The sequence below is a fragment of the Saccharopolyspora sp. NPDC045839 genome (genome assembly GCF_056431645.1).
Genome location: NZ_JBWKKH010000009.1, coordinates 223,566 through 237,862, shown reverse-complemented (window position 1 = coordinate 237,862; position 14,297 = coordinate 223,566). Strand labels below are relative to the sequence as shown.

The window sequence follows — 14,297 nt, the reverse complement described above, 5'->3', positions numbered from 1 at the left end:
GAAGGAGGGGGTGGTCCGAGAAGGGTGGGGGGTGTTTTGTGTGAGGGTGTGTGTTGTGTTTTCCTTGCAAAACTGTTTTTGTTTGGGGGTGCTCGCCGCTGTTTTCGCGCGAAAACGGCGCATGCCGCCAGGCCGCCACGGGCGCACGCGAACGGCTCTAGCACGCGGCTTTCAGGCGGATCCGGGGTTTCGCCGGTCGGTGGGCGGGATGGTGCGGAGGAGGTCCTTCTCCGACGCCGTGACGTGGATCGTCGCCCAGGACAGGGCAAGCGCCGCGTCACCGGCTTCGAGCGCCTCGTAGATCGCCTGGTGCTGGGACATGATCCGCTCGCGCGCGTCGGCGATGTTCAGGGCGTTCCAGGTCCGGGCCCGCAAGGCGCGCGCCGCCAGGCCGTTGACCACCGAGGTCAGCGTCCGGTTGCCGGTGGCCGCCATGATGCAGGCGTGGAACTCGGCGTCGTGCGTGATGAGCTCCTCGATCGTCTCCGATCGGCGCATCGCGTCGAGGTGTCCGCGCAGCCGCGCCAGCTGCTCCGGCGTGATCCGTTCCGCGGCGAGCGCCGTCGCCTGCGGCTCCAGCAGGCGGCGGAGCTCGAAGATCTCCGGCAGCGTGTCGTCCTGCATGAGCTCGACTGCGTGGGCGATGCCCTCCAGCAGCCGGTGCGGTTCCAGGCTCGTCACGTACGTGCCGTCGCCGCGCCGGACGTCGAGCACCTGCGCGTGCACCAGCGCCGTCACGGCCTCCCGCATCGAGCTGCGGGAGAGCCCGAGCTGCGCGGCGAGGTCCGGTTCCCGCGGCAACCGGGCGCCGGGGCTCAGCTCGCCGCAGGCGATGAGCTGGCGGATCTTCTCGATCGCGTCGTTGCTCCGCCCCATCCCGCGCCCTCCACATCAGTCGGCCCGCGCGCTGCTCGTGAGCACTTTGGTCCGCTATAGAGCCTTGTTTCCAAACTCATCCTGCGTGGCGGTGCAGGTAGCGGAACCTCAGGTGCCTTCTCGCTGTGGGATCCCCGACATCATGAATGACCAATTCACCACGTCGGGGCTGTCCTCGCGAGAAGACACCTGAGAACCCGCAGCGGTGCAAGCTCCGCAGGTGGGCTAAGCGGCTGCGCCGCTTCAGAGACAAACCCGCCCTCACACCACGACATCCAAAACAACCTCTGTAGCGCTCCAAAGTACTCACGAGCCATCGCAGCCGATACATCAGATGTTCCGGGTCGTCAACGTTGATCGTTCGATCGGGGAACTACGGTGAAATCGGTTGTTCGACAGGGTATTGGCCGGTCAGCGGCTGCGGAAGCATGCTCGGCGTATTGCTCGAAACATCAGATGTGTCCTAGAGTCGCGGACGTCCCGAGCACCGTCGAATCCCTTCGACCAGCACCGTTTTCGCCCGCAACGCCGGGACGGCGCCGGCCCGGCACGACCCCGCCGAACGCCGGCAAGCCGCGGTCGGCGATCGAGTTCGAAGGAGCATGATGGCAACGCTGCGTGAAACCCTGGAGGCCGGTCGCCCGACGGTCGGCGGCTGGTGCTCGATCCCCAGCCCCTTCGCCGCCGAGCTGATGGGCCGTTGCGAATACGACTGGGTGTGCATCGACACCCAGCACGGGCTCGTCGGCTACGACCAGATGGTCCCCATGCTGCAGGCGCTCGCGATCACCGGGACGCCGACCTTCGTGCGAGTGCCCTGGAATCAGCCGGACCAGATCATGAAGGCCCTCGACGCCGGCGCGCACGGCGTCATCGTGCCGATGGTCAACAACGCCGAGGAGGCCCGCCGCGCGGTCGAGGCGGCGAAGTACCCGCCGATGGGTTCGCGCAGCTGGGGCCCGATCCGGGCGGCGTTCGAGCTCGACGACTACACGCCGGAGGCCGGCAACCGGCGCACCGTGCTCGCCGCGATGATCGAGACCCCCGAAGGCGTGCGGAACGCGGACGAGATCCTGTCCACGCCGGGCATCGATGCGGCCTACATCGGCCCGTCCGATCTCGCCCTCGGCCACGGGATGGCGCCCGTCCTGGCGGTCCGCGAGGCCGAGCACGAGCAGCTCGTACGCTCCATTTTGGACAGTTGCCGTAGCAACGGCGTGCTGGCGGGCATCCATTGTGACAGCGCCCAAACCGTGCAACGCTGGCATGACCTGGGCTTCGACCTGGCGTCGCTGAGCTCCGACGCGGTCCTGCTCCGCGAGGCGGCCACCGCGGCGGTCCGCCAGGTGACGGGACGAGCCGGACGAGCCGCAGGCGCCGGCGGCTACGCCTGAAAACGGCCGCGAGTCTTGTGCGGCGCGGGACGTCGCACCAGACTCACTGGTCGGTTCCCGATTCTGATCCTGTTGACTGCGAGGCACCATTGAGCATTCTCGGCACCCGGGTCGAGCGCCGCGAGGACCCGCGCCTACTCACCGCCGGCGGCACCTACGTGGACGACCTGCGAGATCCCGCACTCGCCGGGGCACTGCACGTCACCTTCGTGCGCAGCCCGCTGGCGCACGCCAAGATCACCGAGATCGACACCTCGGCGGCCCGCGAGCTGCCCGGCGTGGCCGGCGTGTTCACCGGCGCGGACGTCGACCTCCCGCCGTTCGTTTCGCAGATGGGCGTCAGCGGCCCCCCACCTGCTGCGATGGAACGACCGCACCTGGCCCGCGACACGGTCCGCTACGTCGGCGAACCGGTGGCCGTGGTGCTCACCGAGACCCGCGCGCAGGGCGAGGACGCCGCCGAACTCGTCTCCGTCGACTACGACCCGCTGGACCCGGTGGTCGACGTCGCCGACGCGTTGCGCGACGAGATCCTGCTGTTCCCGGAGGCGGGCACCAACATCACCGGCACCAGCGGCGAGCTGGACGACGCGCTGTTCGACGGCTGCGAGGTCGTCGTCACCAAGCAGATCGAGAACCAGCGCCTCGCCGCCGCGCCGCTGGAGGTGCGCACCGCCGCCTGCGCCTGGGACGGCGACAAGGTCACCCTGTGGCTGTCCAACCAGAACGCGCAGAGCTGCCGCGACGAGCTGATGGCGAACCTGGGGCTGCCGCAGGAGCGGATCCGGGTGATCACGCCCGACGTCGGCGGCGGCTTCGGCGCCAAGATCGGCGTCGAGCAGGAGGCCGCGCTGCTGGCGTTCCTGGCCCAGCGCGCCGGCCGCCCGGTGAAGTGGGTGGAGAGCCGCAGCGAGAACCTGGTCGCGATGACCCACGGCCGCGCGCAGCGGCAGGTGGTGACCATCGGCGGCCGCCGCGACGGCACCGTGCTGGCCTACCGGCTGGAGATCGTCCAGGACGTCGGCGCCTACCCGCGGATGGGCGCGTTCCTGCCGCTGTTCACCCGGTTCATGGTCAGCGGCGTCTACGACATCCCGAAGGTCGACTCCGTCGCCCGCTGCGTCGTCACCAACACCACGCCGATCGGCGCCTACCGGGGCGCGGGGCGGCCGGAGGCGACCGCGGCCGTGGAGCGCGCGATGGACCTCTTCGCGGCCGAGACCGGCGTCGACCCGGCCGAGGTGCGCCGCCGCAATCTGGTGCGCCCCGAGCAGTTCCCGTTCGACACGCCGGGCGGCATGACCTACGACACCGGCGAGTACGTCAAGGGCCTGGACGCGGTCCTGGAAGCCGCCGACTACCAGGCGCTGCGCGAGGAGCAGGCCAAGCGGCGCGCCGAAGGCGCCGCGCTCCAGCTGGGCATCGGGCTGGCCAGCTACGTGGAGATCACCGCGCCGAACAACACCGAGGGCGAGACCGGGCACGTCGAGATCCGCCCGGACGGCAGCGTTCTGGTGCTCACCGGCAGCTCCCCGCACGGGCAGGGCCACTGGACCTCCTACGCGATGCTGGTGTCCGACCAGCTGGGCATCGACCTGGACAAGATCGAGGTCGTGCACGGCGACACCGACCTGATCCCGAAGGGCGTGGGAACCATGGGTTCCCGCTCGCTGCAGCTGGGCGGGTCCGCGGTGCACCGGGCAGCGGTGGACGTCAAGGAGAAGGCCCGCAAGCTGGCCGCGGAGCTGATCGAGATCGACGAGGCCGACCTCGAACTCACCGACGGCACGTGGCAGGTGCGCGGCACGCCGAGCGTCGCGCTGTCCTGGGCGGAGCTCGCCCAGCGCGCTGACGAGGGGCTGGCCGCCGACGTGCACTTCACCGAGGACCGGCCGACCTTCCCGTTCGGATCGCACCTGGCGGTCGTCGAAGTCGACACCGAAACCGGCAAGGTGAACTATCTTCGGCACGTGACCGTTGACGACGCGGGCGTGATCATCAACCCGATCCTCACCGAGGGCCAGCGGCACGGCGGCATCGCGCAGGGCGCCGCCCAAGCCCTGCTGGAGGAGGTCTCCTACGACGCCGACGGAAACCCGCAGAACGCCAACCTCGCCGACTACGCCTTCATCACGGCGGCCGAGCTGCCCAGCTTCGAGCTGCTGACGATGGAAACCCCGACCACGCTCAACCCGTTGGGCGTCAAGGGGATCGGCGAGGCGGGCACCATCGGCGCCACCCCGGCGGTCCAGAACGCAGTGGTCGACGCCGTGGCCCACCTCGGTGTCAGGCACATCGACATGCCCACCACCCCCGAAAGGGTGTGGAAGGCCATCCAAGCCCATTCATGACTCAACCTGCGGAGGTGGTCCCGCAGCGGAACCTCAGACGCCGCCTCGGTCCGGGATCCCCGACATCACGCATGCCCAATGCGCCACGTCGGGGCAAGGTCCTCCCGAGACGACCTCTGAGAACGCGGTGGACACCCCGCGTGCGTGGGCCAAGCGGCTGCGCCGCTTGAAAGACGGCAACATAACGAGGCATAGACAGCCCGCGGAGTTGGTTCGGGTGAGTGGATCACGCTGACCCGACAAGTGCTTAGGAGTTCGTTTCGTGCAAGTTTCGATCAACGTCAACGGCGAGCAGCGCAGCCACGAGGTCGAGGACCGCACGCTGCTCGTTCAGTACCTGCGGGAGGACTGCGGCCTGACGGGCACCAACATCGGCTGCGACACCACGTCGTGCGGGGCCTGCACGGTGCTGCTCGACGGCGAGTCGGTGAAGTCCTGCACCGTGCTCGCGGCCCAGGCCGACGGCCACGACGTCACCACCATCGAGGGCCTCGCCGACGGCGAGGAGCTGCACCCGATGCAGCGCGCCTTCCAGCAGAAGCACGGGCTGCAGTGCGGTTTCTGCACGCCGGGCATGGTGATGGCCTCGGTGTCGCTGGTCGAGGAGAACCCGAACCCGACCGAAGCCGACGTGCGGTCCGGCCTGGAGGGCAACCTCTGCCGGTGCACCGGCTACCACAACATCGTCGAAGCCGTGCTGACCGCGGCCAAGAAGAAGTCGGGGGCCGCGGAATGATCCCTGCCGCGTTCACCTACAAGAAGGCCGACACCGTCGAGGAGGCGCTGAGCCTGCTCGCCGAGCACGGCGACGACGCGAAGCTGCTCGCCGGCGGGCACTCGCTGCTGCCGCTGATGAAGCTGCGGCTGGCGGTGCCGGAGGTGCTGATCGACGTCGGCGGCCTGCGCGACCTGTCCTACATCCGCGAGGAGGGTTCGGAGATCCGGATCGGGGCGCTGACCCGGCACCACGACCTGGAGCACTCCGAGCTGCTGGCCCGCGAGGTGCCGCTGCTGGCGCACGCCGCGGGCACCATCGGCGACCCGCAGGTCCGCCACCGCGGCACCATCGGCGGCTCGCTGGTGCACGGCGACCCGGCCTCCGACCTGCCCGCGGTGGCGCTCGCACTGGACGCGGTGCTGGTCGCGCAGGGCCCATCGGGTGCCCGGGAGATCCCGGCGACGGAGTTCTTCACCGACTTCTTCGAGACCGCGCTCGGCGAGGACGAGCTGCTGGTGGAGATCCGGGTGGCGAAGAACCCCGCGCAGGGCTGGGACTTCCAGAAGTTCACCAAGCGGGCGATCGACTGGGCGGTGGTCGGCGTAGCCGTCGCCGGTCAGCGCGTAGCGCTGGTGAACATGGGCCCGACGCCGATGCGGGCGCACGGCGTGGAGGCGGCCCTGGCGAGCGGAGCGAGCGCCGCCGAGGCCGCGGAGCGGGCGGCGGAGGACACGTCGCCGCCGGACCAGGCCAGCGCCAGCGCCGACTACCGGAGGCACCTGGCGAAGGTGCTGGTGCGCCGGGCGCTGGAAGCCGCCGCGGCACGCGGCGCGTAGCGGAGCCGACGAGGGCGCCCTCGACCGAGTCGCTCGGTCGAGGGCGCCCTCGCCTGTTCAGCGAAATCCACTATGGATCCCCTGCGCCTCCACGACACGCCGGGACGCGTCGGCACCCGACACGCCGAGTTGGCCCAATTTTAGGCAAAACCGGAAACCCCTCCCTCGGGCAAAACCGGGAGCCCGCTTATCCGGAGCGGAGAGCTCCCGATTTTAGGCAAAATCGGGCCCCTCCTCAGCTCCTGCGCTGCGTGACCCGCGTTCACCTGGACTGATGTGGCGTTGCGGGTTCGAGCGGGCTGGAGGTCCTAGCCGCGGATGGTGGCGGCGAGTTCTTCCGCCAGCTCGGGCGTTGCCGCCGCCACCCCGGACCAGCGGCGCCGGAGGTCCGGGTCGACCTCCAGTGGCCTGCCGTGGACGTCCAGGACCGCGCCGCCCGCTCCCGGCAGCGCCACCATCGCCGCGACGAGGTCCACGATGCGGTGGGTGTCGGAGCCCGCGTCGGCGAAAGCGTCCGTCGAGCCCTCCGCCACCAGCATCGTCTCCAGGCACGTCGTGGACAGGATCCGCACGCGCGCCGCCCGCTTCGCCACCCGCCACCACGCGTCCGCGCTGCGCTCGTGCGGGCGCAGCAGGCTGACCGCCGCACCGTCGAGCGAACGCCGGCCGCTGGTGCGGAACTCCGGCGACTGCCCGGCGACCGCGTGCCAGCACCGCCCGGTGTCCAGCCAGCAGGTCAGCGCCTCCACCGGCGTCCCGTCGAGCACGACCGCGCCCGAGAACGCCGACAGCGGTACCCCGGCGGCGGCGTTCGCCGTGCCGTCCACCGGGTCGGCCACCAGCGTCACCGCCGAGCCGCTGTCGACGAACCCGGCCTCCTCGCTGAGCAGGTTGATCCGGTGCGCCTCGACGACCTCCGCGATCGCGGCCTCCACCAGCAGGTCCAGCCGCATCGACGCGGTGCCGTCCGCGCCGATCGAGGACGTCTCGGCGAGCTGCGCCCGGTCGTAGCGGGCCCGGGCGTCGCGGAACGCCGCCGACGCGGCCTTGGCCGCCTCGGCCAGCACCGCGTGCGCGGCGGTCGGGATCTGCGGGTCCGGCACCGGCCATCCGATCACGCCGCACCTCCCGACAGCACGGCCCGGACCAGCGGCCACTTCGGCCCCGGCTCCACCAGCGCCAGGTCCGCGCGCAGTCCGGGTTCCAGCCGCCCCCGGTCGGCGATCCCCGCGACCGCCGCGGGCCCGGCGGTCACCAGGGCGATCGCCGCGGGCAACCCGAGCTCACCGGCCAGCCCGAACACCGCGGCCAGCAGCCCGGACGGCAGGTAGTCCGAGGCCAGCGCCGTGACCAGCCCGCGCGAGGCGAGCTCCCGGGCCGACACGTTCCCGTTGTGCGAGTGCCCGCGGAGGACGTTCGGCGCGCCCGCCACGACCGGTAGGCCGTGCTCGCGGGCCGCGACGGCCGCCGCCATCGTGGTCGGGAACTCCGCCACCGCGCCGCCCCTGGTGCACAGCGCGGCGATCTCCTCGGCCGACTCGGGGTCGTGGCCGAGCAGCCGAATCCGCCCGGACCGCGCGAGGTCGCCCAGCCAGGCCAGGTTCTCGTCCCGCACGTCGAGCAGCTCGCCGCGCTCGGCGATCATCTCCGTGACGTGCTGCTCCGCCTCCTCCGGCGTCATCCCGTCCGCGCCGACGAGGTAGCGCTCCATCTGCCGCCGGTCGGCGTACTGCCCGATGCCCGGCGTGTGGTCCTCGTGCGAGACCAGCGCGCAATCGTCCACAGTGTCCAGTTGCGCTCGCAGGGCGGCGGCGCCTTCGGCGGAACGCACGTCCAGCCGGTACAGCACCCGGTGGTCCACCGGACCCGCTCCCCTGGCGCGCACCGTCTCGCACAACTCGCTCGCGCCGCCGATCGAGCGCTGCGTCCCGCGCGAGGTCTTGTGCTGGAACGCCGCGCCGTGGAACACGGTCGTGACGGCGGCCGCCGTGAGCTTGCCCTCCATGGACAGCAGGGCGAAATCCCACGGCAGCGCCGCCGACGGGCGCGGCATTCGCTCCCGCTCCAGCGCGTCGCTGTGCACGTCGATCAGGCCCGGGATGCACAGCAGGCCGCCGCCGTCGACGTCGCAGGACGATCCCGCCGGGTGGTCCTCGACCGCCTCGATGCGCCCGGCGCGCACCACGATCCGGCTGTCGTCGGTGACGCGGTCCGGCAGCACGGCGCGCACGTGCCCCAGCACGTAATCCTTCGGCGCCGCCGCCAACGGCCAGCTGACCTCCTCCACCGCGCTGCTCATGACTGGTCCGCCTCTCCGCGATTCACAGTTCCGCCTCTCCGCGCTTCACAGTTGTGGTTACGTCCCAGGTCAAACTCGAGTTTCGCGGTTTCTCGTGGCTGGTTCGCGTCACGGTCCCCTGGGGTGCGGTTGAGGAGGGCTGCGGTTGACACCGGGCTACTCATGCCCGTTCCGCCTCTCCGCGCTTCACAGTTGTGGTTACGTGCCAGGTCAAACTCGAGTTTCGTGGTTTCCTATGGCTGGTTCGCGTCACGGTCCCCTGGGGTGCGGTTCACAGGGCTACTCATGCGGCGAGCACCTCCTCGGCCGTGCCGGAGCGGACGATCCGGCCGTCGGCCATCTCCACCACCCGCGTCGCCAGCCGCCGGATCGCGTCGAGGTCGTGGAACACCGCCAGCACCGCCACGCCCTGGCCGGTCAGCGACGCGATCAGCTCCAGCGCGCGCTCCCGGTTCGCCGGGTCGAGCGCCGAAACCGGCTCGTCCAGCAGCAGCAGTCGCGGCGGCCGCACGGTTCCGGCCGCGAGGTTGACCCGCTGCCGCTCTCCGCCGGAGAGGACCCCGCAGTCGACGTCCCACAGCACCTCGTCCAGCGCCAGCCGCCGAAGCGACTCCGCCGCCGCGTCGCGCGCCTCCGCCCGGTCCAGCCCGCGCCGCCGGGCCGCGGCCGCGACGACCTCCAGCGGCCCCGTGCGCGGCGGGGTGGCGAGGAACTGCGAGACGTAGCCGAGCTGCCGGCCGCGCAGCCGGGCGAGCGCGCGATCCGGGAGCGCGGTCAGTTCCACCGGCCCGTCATCGGTGTGCAGGACGACCGAGCCGGAATCCGGCAGGTAGCTGCGCTGCGTGCAGCGCAGCAGGCTGGACTTGCCTGCGCCGCTGGGCCCGGCGATCGCGACGTGCTCGCCGGCGGAGACGTCGAGGTCGACGCCGCGCAGCGAGACGACCGTCCGGCCGTCCACGGTGTGCAGGGTGAACGTCTTGTGCAGGCCGCGAACGGTCAGCACGGGCTTGGCGTCCATTGTGGACCTCACCTCCGGGCGGCGGCGACGAGCCGCTGGGTGTAGGGGTGGTGCGGGTCGGCGAACAGCTGGTCGGTCAGGCCCCGCTCGACGACGCGGCCGAGCTGCATGACCAGACTGCGATCGGTCAGCGCCTCGATCACCGCGAAGTCGTGGCTGACCACCACGGCCGCGATGTCGCGCTCGCTGAGCAGCCCGCGCAGCAGGTCGAGCACGCCCGCCGCGACCGACGCGTCGAGCCCGGTGGTCGGCTCGTCGAGCAGCAGCACCGGCGGCTCGGTGGCCAGCGCCTTCGCGATCTGGACGCGCTGGCGCATCCCGCCGGAGAAGGTGCTCACCGGGTCGTCCATGCGGGACAGCGGCACCTCGACGCGGTCGAGCAGCTCGGCCGCGCGCTTGCGGATCGCGTGGTAACCGCGCCACCCGGCGGCGGTCAGCCGCTCCGCGACGTTGCCGCCGGCGGTCACCCGCAGGTCCAGCCCGGCCGCCGGGTCCTGGTAGACGACGGCCATGGTGTCCACCCGGAGCCGCCTGCGCCGCGCGGAATCCAGGCCCAGCAGGTCCGTCCGGCCACCGTCCACGCTGGACAGATAAACGCCGCCGCCGGTGGCGGGCTCGTCGCCGATCACGCAGCGCAGGGCCGTCGACTTGCCGGAACCCGACTCCCCGATGATCCCGAGCGCCTCACCGGGCGCGACGTCGAACGACACGTCCCAGGCCGCGACCACGGCGCCGGTCTCCGGGCTGACCGCGGTCCCGTGCTCGGGACCGGTGCCCGCGACGGCGCCCGCGCCGCCCGGCCCGTACACCTTGCCGATGCCGTCGACGCGCAGCGTCCACTCCGGACCGTCCACCGGGCGCGGCGCCTCGACGACCTCGACCGGCCGCGACGCCACCTCCGGCAGCATGTCCACCGGCAGCCGGTGCCCCGCCACGTCGGCGTCCCCGGCCTCCACCCGCGAGCACCAGTCCGAGTCGCTGCACACGTAGGTGTCCTCGCCGCCCTCGACCAGGAAGCTGGTCGTCGAGCCGCAGTACTTGCAGCCGGCGCCCGGCACCTGCTCGACCTCGAACGGGATGTCGTCGAAGGTCAGCGGCACCACGTCGGTGTGCGGCGGGATCGCGTAGATCCGCTTCTCCCGGCCCGCGCCGTAGAGGTTCAGGTGCTCGCACTGGTGCAGCTTCGGCACGTCCCAGCGCGGCACCGGGCTGGTCGCCAGCACGTAGCGGCCGTCCACCAGCACCGGGTAGCCGGTCGACTTGGTGATCACCCCGTTGCGGACCATGTCCTCGTACAGGCTGACCCACATCGCCGAGTAGTCGTTCTCGGCGTGCATCCGGGCGCATTCGACGACCGACTTCTGCACGCCGCGCAGCGGCTCCGGCACCGGCACCTGGTACACCAGGACGTGCTGCCGGCCCAGCCGTTCCTCCGGAATCCGGTGCCGCGACTGGATGACCGTCGCCCGGCGGGTGTCGGTGCTGGCGTCGCAGCCGGTGGTGCCCGCGATCATGCGCCGCAGGTTGACGGCGTTGACGCCGCCGTCGTCGCCCTGGTCGATCACCTTCACGACGTCCTGCTCGCCGATCACGGCCAGCGTCACCTGCAGCCCGCCGGACCCCCAGCCCCGGGCCACCGGCATCTCCCGGGAGCCGAACGGCACCTGGTAGCCGGGCACGCACACCGCGACCAGCGCGGCCCGCCGGATCTCCCGCTTCGCTCCCTCGTCGAGGATCCCCGCGCTGTCGTCGGTGTCCGACAGCAGATCCCGCACGGCCGTGGTCATCGGCACTCCTCCCCGAACGGCTCCGGCACGCGCGGCTCGGTCGAGTTCCGCGCCGTCCGCCGGGCGATCTTGCGGTCCACCATGGACCGGAACGTCACGTAGTGCGGCAGCTTGAGGTGCTCCAGGAAGCCGCCGGAATCCAGCCCGTCGGTGGTGAGCAGCAGCAGCTGCTCCAGCGGGCTGTCCGGCGCGGCGCGGCGCCAGGCGATGTCCAGGTTGGCCATCGCGATCGCCTTGCGCTCGTTGTGCCCGAAGCAGAGCCCGTAGCCGACGTCGAAGCGGGTGCGGTCCTCTTCGGCGCCGTCGAGGTCCTCGATGCCCTCCACCTCGGTCACCCGGATCTGCCCGATCTCCACCGGATTCCCGGTGTGCGGGTGCACGACCCGCAGCGGCACGCGGCCGTGCCGGGTGTCGCCGAGGGTGATCTCGTGGACGTCGCCGTCGGGCCCGAGGATCGACCGGTACCAGAGCCCGACCAGCGCACCGGTCTCCGCGCGGGCCATGCTGGAGAGCACCGCCGAGCGCGGCGCCGGCGGGCGGGCGGCCCGCCGGGTGATGTCGAACGGCTCGGGGTCCTCGGCCGGCTCGCCGTGCTCGACGACCAGGTCCAGGTCGCGGAGCAGCTGGTAGAACCGGCGCGGGCGCCGCTGCTCCGGCGTGCGCTCGGCCGGCTCGGCGTCGCGACGATTTCGCGCGAAATCGTCGCTCTCCACGCCTGCGGGACGGTGATTTCGCGCGAAATCGTCGCCCTGCTCTCCGGCCGGGCGCTCCAGGAGGCGACCGGTGTAGTCGGTGGTGCGGCCCAGCAGCTGCGGGCCGTCCGGGGTGCGGTGGGCCGGGACGATGCGGCGCAGCACCACCATCTCGTCCGGGTCGACGGGCTCGGTGACCGCCAGCCGCGGCAGCGTCGACCGGTGCGCCCGCACGAGGTGCGCGGCTTCCAGCACGTCGCCCTCGGCCTGCCGGAACGCGTCGGCGGCGGTCGGCGGGTCGTACAGGCCCGCCTCGCCCATGATCCGGTCGACGGCCAGGCGGAACCGCAGCACGATCTGCTCGGTGCTCGCCCACTCCGCCGGGGCGTGGTCTCGCGACCGGCGCACCAGCCGCTCGGCGGCGAGGATGGCGTTCATCCCGCCGCGGACTCCGGAATATCCCATCAGGCACCTTCCTCGACTCGGGTGGAGCGCGGCAGCCCGACCAGCTCCCCGCCGGGGGCGACCAGCAGCAGGTCGAAACCGGCCGGGAAGGAGATCAGATCCCGGCGCTGCGCGGCGAAGTCGGCGGGCAGGCCGGCGACGCGCAGCTCGCGGCGGCCCGGCACGCCCGGCCCGGCCAGCCGCAGTGGCGTGCCATGGCCGAAACCTTCCACGGCAAGGGAAATCAGCGCGGAGTCTTCGGGCGCGGCGGCGCTTCCGGTGCGGAACCCGGCAAGGTCGTCGAGGGGCCTGAGCAGCGCCGCCAGGCGCGCGGTGGGGCGGTCGACGATCGGCGCGGAGGTCTGGGTGCGGACGACGTCGGAGCAGTCGTCGACGTGCACCGGGGTATCCAGATCGGCCAGCGCCAACACCGGCAACAACGCCTCCGGAACCCGGGGGTCCGCAATTTCCATTGAAATCGAAGGTCCAATTTCAATGGAAATTGCGGGGAACCGGAGCACCTCGCCCGGGCGGGACAGGGCGTCCAGCACGGTGCGGAAGACCAGTTGCGCCTGCTCGGGCGACAAGGAAGTGGTCGCAGTCATCACAATTCCTCGAACTCGACGATCGTCGGGGCCAGTTCGGCCCACTCGGTGTCCTCGGCCAGCCGCCGCCGCTCCGCGACCCGCGCGCAGAGCTGTTCGACCTCGGCCCGCGCCCGGCCGGATTCCACGGCGGCGTCGAGGATCGCCGCGGCCAGCGCGGCGGCCCGGTCGTCGCCGAGCCGCATCGCCCAGCCGCGGGCCCCGTCCAGCTCCACCTCGGCGCGGCAGGCGAGCACGTCGCCGAGCAGGAACCGGTCCCGCACGATCGGTTCCCGCACCTGCACCGACACGCAGCCGACCTCCGGCGACACCAGCACCTTCGGCGGCGGCGCCGCCTCCAGGCAGGCATCGGCCAGCTCGATCACCTCGGCCGGTTCGGCCGCGGCGAGCAGCGCGGCACGCTGTTCCCTGTTCACTCGTCCTCCGGTTGGTACGGCCCGTCCATCTCGACGACGATCCGGGCGGAATCTGGGCGCGACCAAGAGCGGCTGAACAGCACCGGAAGCCCGGCGCCCGAGTCCCGGCTGACGCTCTCCACCAGCCACACCGGGCGGCCGGACTCGATCTCCAGGCCCGCGACGACCTCGGGCTCCGGCAGCGCGTTGCTGACCCGGCACCAGGAGCGCACCGGCCGGACCCTGCCCATCTGGCGCAGGATCGAGTCGACCGATTCGACGCTGTGCACCGCGATCTCGACGTCGGGCAGCACGTCGGCCGGGATCCACTCGTTCGACCAGCCGTGCAGCAGGTCGTCCACGTAGTACTGGCGGATCAGCAGGCTCGCCGGGCTGCCGGTGGGCCGCTCCAGCAGCTCGGCCTCGGCCGCGGGCAGCGGAGCGCGCCGCACGTCGCGCACGACCGAGCGAGGCTCGGCACCCGCCTCGCGCACCGTCTGGTGCCACGACGGGGCCCGCCGCTGGGAAATCACGTAGTCGATGCGCCGGTTCACGAAGGTGCCGGCGCCCCGCACCCGGCGAACCAGCAGCCGCTGTTCCAGCTCCTGCATGGCGGCGCGGGCCGCCGCCCGCCCCACCTCGAACCGGGCGGCGATCTCGTGCTCGCCGGCGATCCGGCTGCCGGCCGGCAGCTGCGCGAGCTCGGCGGCGAGGGTGTCGGCTATCTCCACGTACCGGCTTCTGACCACGCCCGGAAGCCTGCGCGCCGAGCTTGTCCGGACAACTTCGCCGACCCCAACGCGCAGAACCGCGAAGGTGAACACCCCGGACACTTGTCGCGAATCCGAAGCGGTGGGGGACCGCAGTTTCAATTGAAACTGC

General features: G+C 71.8%; 13 protein-coding genes. 4 read left to right on the top strand and 9 right to left on the bottom strand.

The features are described 5' to 3' along the window. Positions 1–171: 171 nt before the first annotated feature. Entirely contained in the window at positions 172–876 is a 705-nt protein-coding gene (locus AC07EQ_RS15995; RefSeq protein ID WP_478388688.1) for a FadR/GntR family transcriptional regulator, read from the bottom strand. A 605-nt stretch (positions 877–1,481) separates the two neighbouring features. Between AC07EQ_RS15995 and AC07EQ_RS15990 the strand changes: the two genes are divergently transcribed. From AC07EQ_RS15990 to AC07EQ_RS15975, 4 genes are all read left to right on the top strand, one after another. Beyond that, positions 1,482–2,270, top strand: coding sequence for an HpcH/HpaI aldolase family protein (locus AC07EQ_RS15990; RefSeq protein ID WP_478388687.1), 789 nt, complete (start codon positions 1,482–1,484; stop codon positions 2,268–2,270). Between the two features lie 89 nt (positions 2,271–2,359). After that, positions 2,360–4,621: a xanthine dehydrogenase family protein molybdopterin-binding subunit gene (locus AC07EQ_RS15985; protein WP_478388686.1), complete on the top strand. Its 2,262-nt coding sequence runs from the start codon at positions 2,360–2,362 to the stop codon at positions 4,619–4,621. A gap of 262 nt (positions 4,622–4,883) precedes the next feature. Further along, complete coding sequence (locus AC07EQ_RS15980) at positions 4,884–5,357, top strand: (2Fe-2S)-binding protein (protein ID WP_478388685.1); 474 nt, start codon at positions 4,884–4,886, stop codon at positions 5,355–5,357. Next, on the top strand, positions 5,354–6,175 hold the full coding sequence (locus tag AC07EQ_RS15975) for an FAD binding domain-containing protein (RefSeq protein WP_478388684.1): 822 nt from the start codon (positions 5,354–5,356) through the stop codon (positions 6,173–6,175). The genes AC07EQ_RS15980 and AC07EQ_RS15975 overlap by 4 nt, the downstream gene beginning before the upstream one ends. A 308-nt stretch (positions 6,176–6,483) precedes the next feature. Here AC07EQ_RS15975 and AC07EQ_RS15970 read toward each other — a convergent pair whose 3' ends face one another. From AC07EQ_RS15970 to AC07EQ_RS15935, 8 genes are all read right to left on the bottom strand, one after another. Continuing rightward, positions 6,484–7,293 (bottom strand): inositol monophosphatase family protein, encoded by an 810-nt coding sequence (locus AC07EQ_RS15970; RefSeq protein ID WP_478388683.1) that lies wholly within the window; start codon positions 7,291–7,293, stop codon positions 6,484–6,486. Then, positions 7,290–8,474 (bottom strand): alpha-D-ribose 1-methylphosphonate 5-triphosphate diphosphatase, encoded by a 1,185-nt coding sequence (locus tag AC07EQ_RS15965; protein ID WP_478388682.1) that lies wholly within the window; start codon positions 8,472–8,474, stop codon positions 7,290–7,292. The genes AC07EQ_RS15970 and AC07EQ_RS15965 overlap by 4 nt, the downstream gene beginning before the upstream one ends. 283 nt (positions 8,475–8,757) lie before the next feature. Further along, positions 8,758–9,492, bottom strand: a complete 735-nt coding sequence (locus AC07EQ_RS15960) for an ATP-binding cassette domain-containing protein (RefSeq protein ID WP_093262095.1) — start codon at positions 9,490–9,492, stop codon at positions 8,758–8,760. Positions 9,493–9,500: 8 nt separating this feature from the next. Then, on the bottom strand, positions 9,501–11,279 hold the full coding sequence (locus AC07EQ_RS15955; protein ID WP_478388681.1) for an alpha-D-ribose 1-methylphosphonate 5-phosphate C-P-lyase PhnJ: 1,779 nt from the start codon (positions 11,277–11,279) through the stop codon (positions 9,501–9,503). Further along, complete coding sequence (locus tag AC07EQ_RS15950) at positions 11,276–12,436, bottom strand: carbon-phosphorus lyase complex subunit PhnI (RefSeq protein ID WP_478388680.1); 1,161 nt, start codon at positions 12,434–12,436, stop codon at positions 11,276–11,278. Before AC07EQ_RS15950 ends, AC07EQ_RS15955 begins: the two co-directional genes overlap by 4 nt. Further along, positions 12,436–13,020, bottom strand: a complete 585-nt coding sequence (gene phnH, locus AC07EQ_RS15945; protein WP_478388679.1) for a phosphonate C-P lyase system protein PhnH — start codon at positions 13,018–13,020, stop codon at positions 12,436–12,438. Before phnH ends, AC07EQ_RS15950 begins: the two co-directional genes overlap by 1 nt. Beyond that, the gene (locus AC07EQ_RS15940) at positions 13,020–13,436 is read right to left on the bottom strand and encodes a phosphonate C-P lyase system protein PhnG (RefSeq protein ID WP_478388678.1); all 417 of its coding nucleotides are present in this window, start codon (positions 13,434–13,436) and stop codon (positions 13,020–13,022) included. Before AC07EQ_RS15940 ends, phnH begins: the two co-directional genes overlap by 1 nt. Beyond that, positions 13,433–14,164 carry a GntR family transcriptional regulator gene (locus AC07EQ_RS15935; RefSeq protein ID WP_478388677.1) on the bottom strand — a complete coding sequence of 244 codons (732 nt, stop codon included), beginning with the start codon at positions 14,162–14,164 and terminating at the stop codon, positions 13,433–13,435. Before AC07EQ_RS15935 ends, AC07EQ_RS15940 begins: the two co-directional genes overlap by 4 nt. Positions 14,165–14,297 lie beyond the last annotated feature (133 nt).

Coding starts and splice junctions, on each gene's coding strand:
- AC07EQ_RS15995 (WP_478388688.1), bottom strand. CDS start 876: ATGGGGCGGAGCAACGACGCGATCGAGAAGATCCGCCAGCTCATCGCC.
- AC07EQ_RS15990 (WP_478388687.1), top strand. CDS start 1,482: ATGGCAACGCTGCGTGAAACCCTGGAGGCCGGTCGCCCGACGGTCGGC.
- AC07EQ_RS15975 (WP_478388684.1), top strand. CDS start 5,354: ATGATCCCTGCCGCGTTCACCTACAAGAAGGCCGACACCGTCGAGGAG.
- AC07EQ_RS15965 (WP_478388682.1), bottom strand. CDS start 8,474: ATGAGCAGCGCGGTGGAGGAGGTCAGCTGGCCGTTGGCGGCGGCGCCG.
- AC07EQ_RS15960 (WP_093262095.1), bottom strand. CDS start 9,492: ATGGACGCCAAGCCCGTGCTGACCGTTCGCGGCCTGCACAAGACGTTC.
- AC07EQ_RS15955 (WP_478388681.1), bottom strand. CDS start 11,279: ATGACCACGGCCGTGCGGGATCTGCTGTCGGACACCGACGACAGCGCG.
- AC07EQ_RS15950 (WP_478388680.1), bottom strand. CDS start 12,436: ATGGGATATTCCGGAGTCCGCGGCGGGATGAACGCCATCCTCGCCGCC.
- phnH (WP_478388679.1), bottom strand. CDS start 13,020: ATGACTGCGACCACTTCCTTGTCGCCCGAGCAGGCGCAACTGGTCTTC.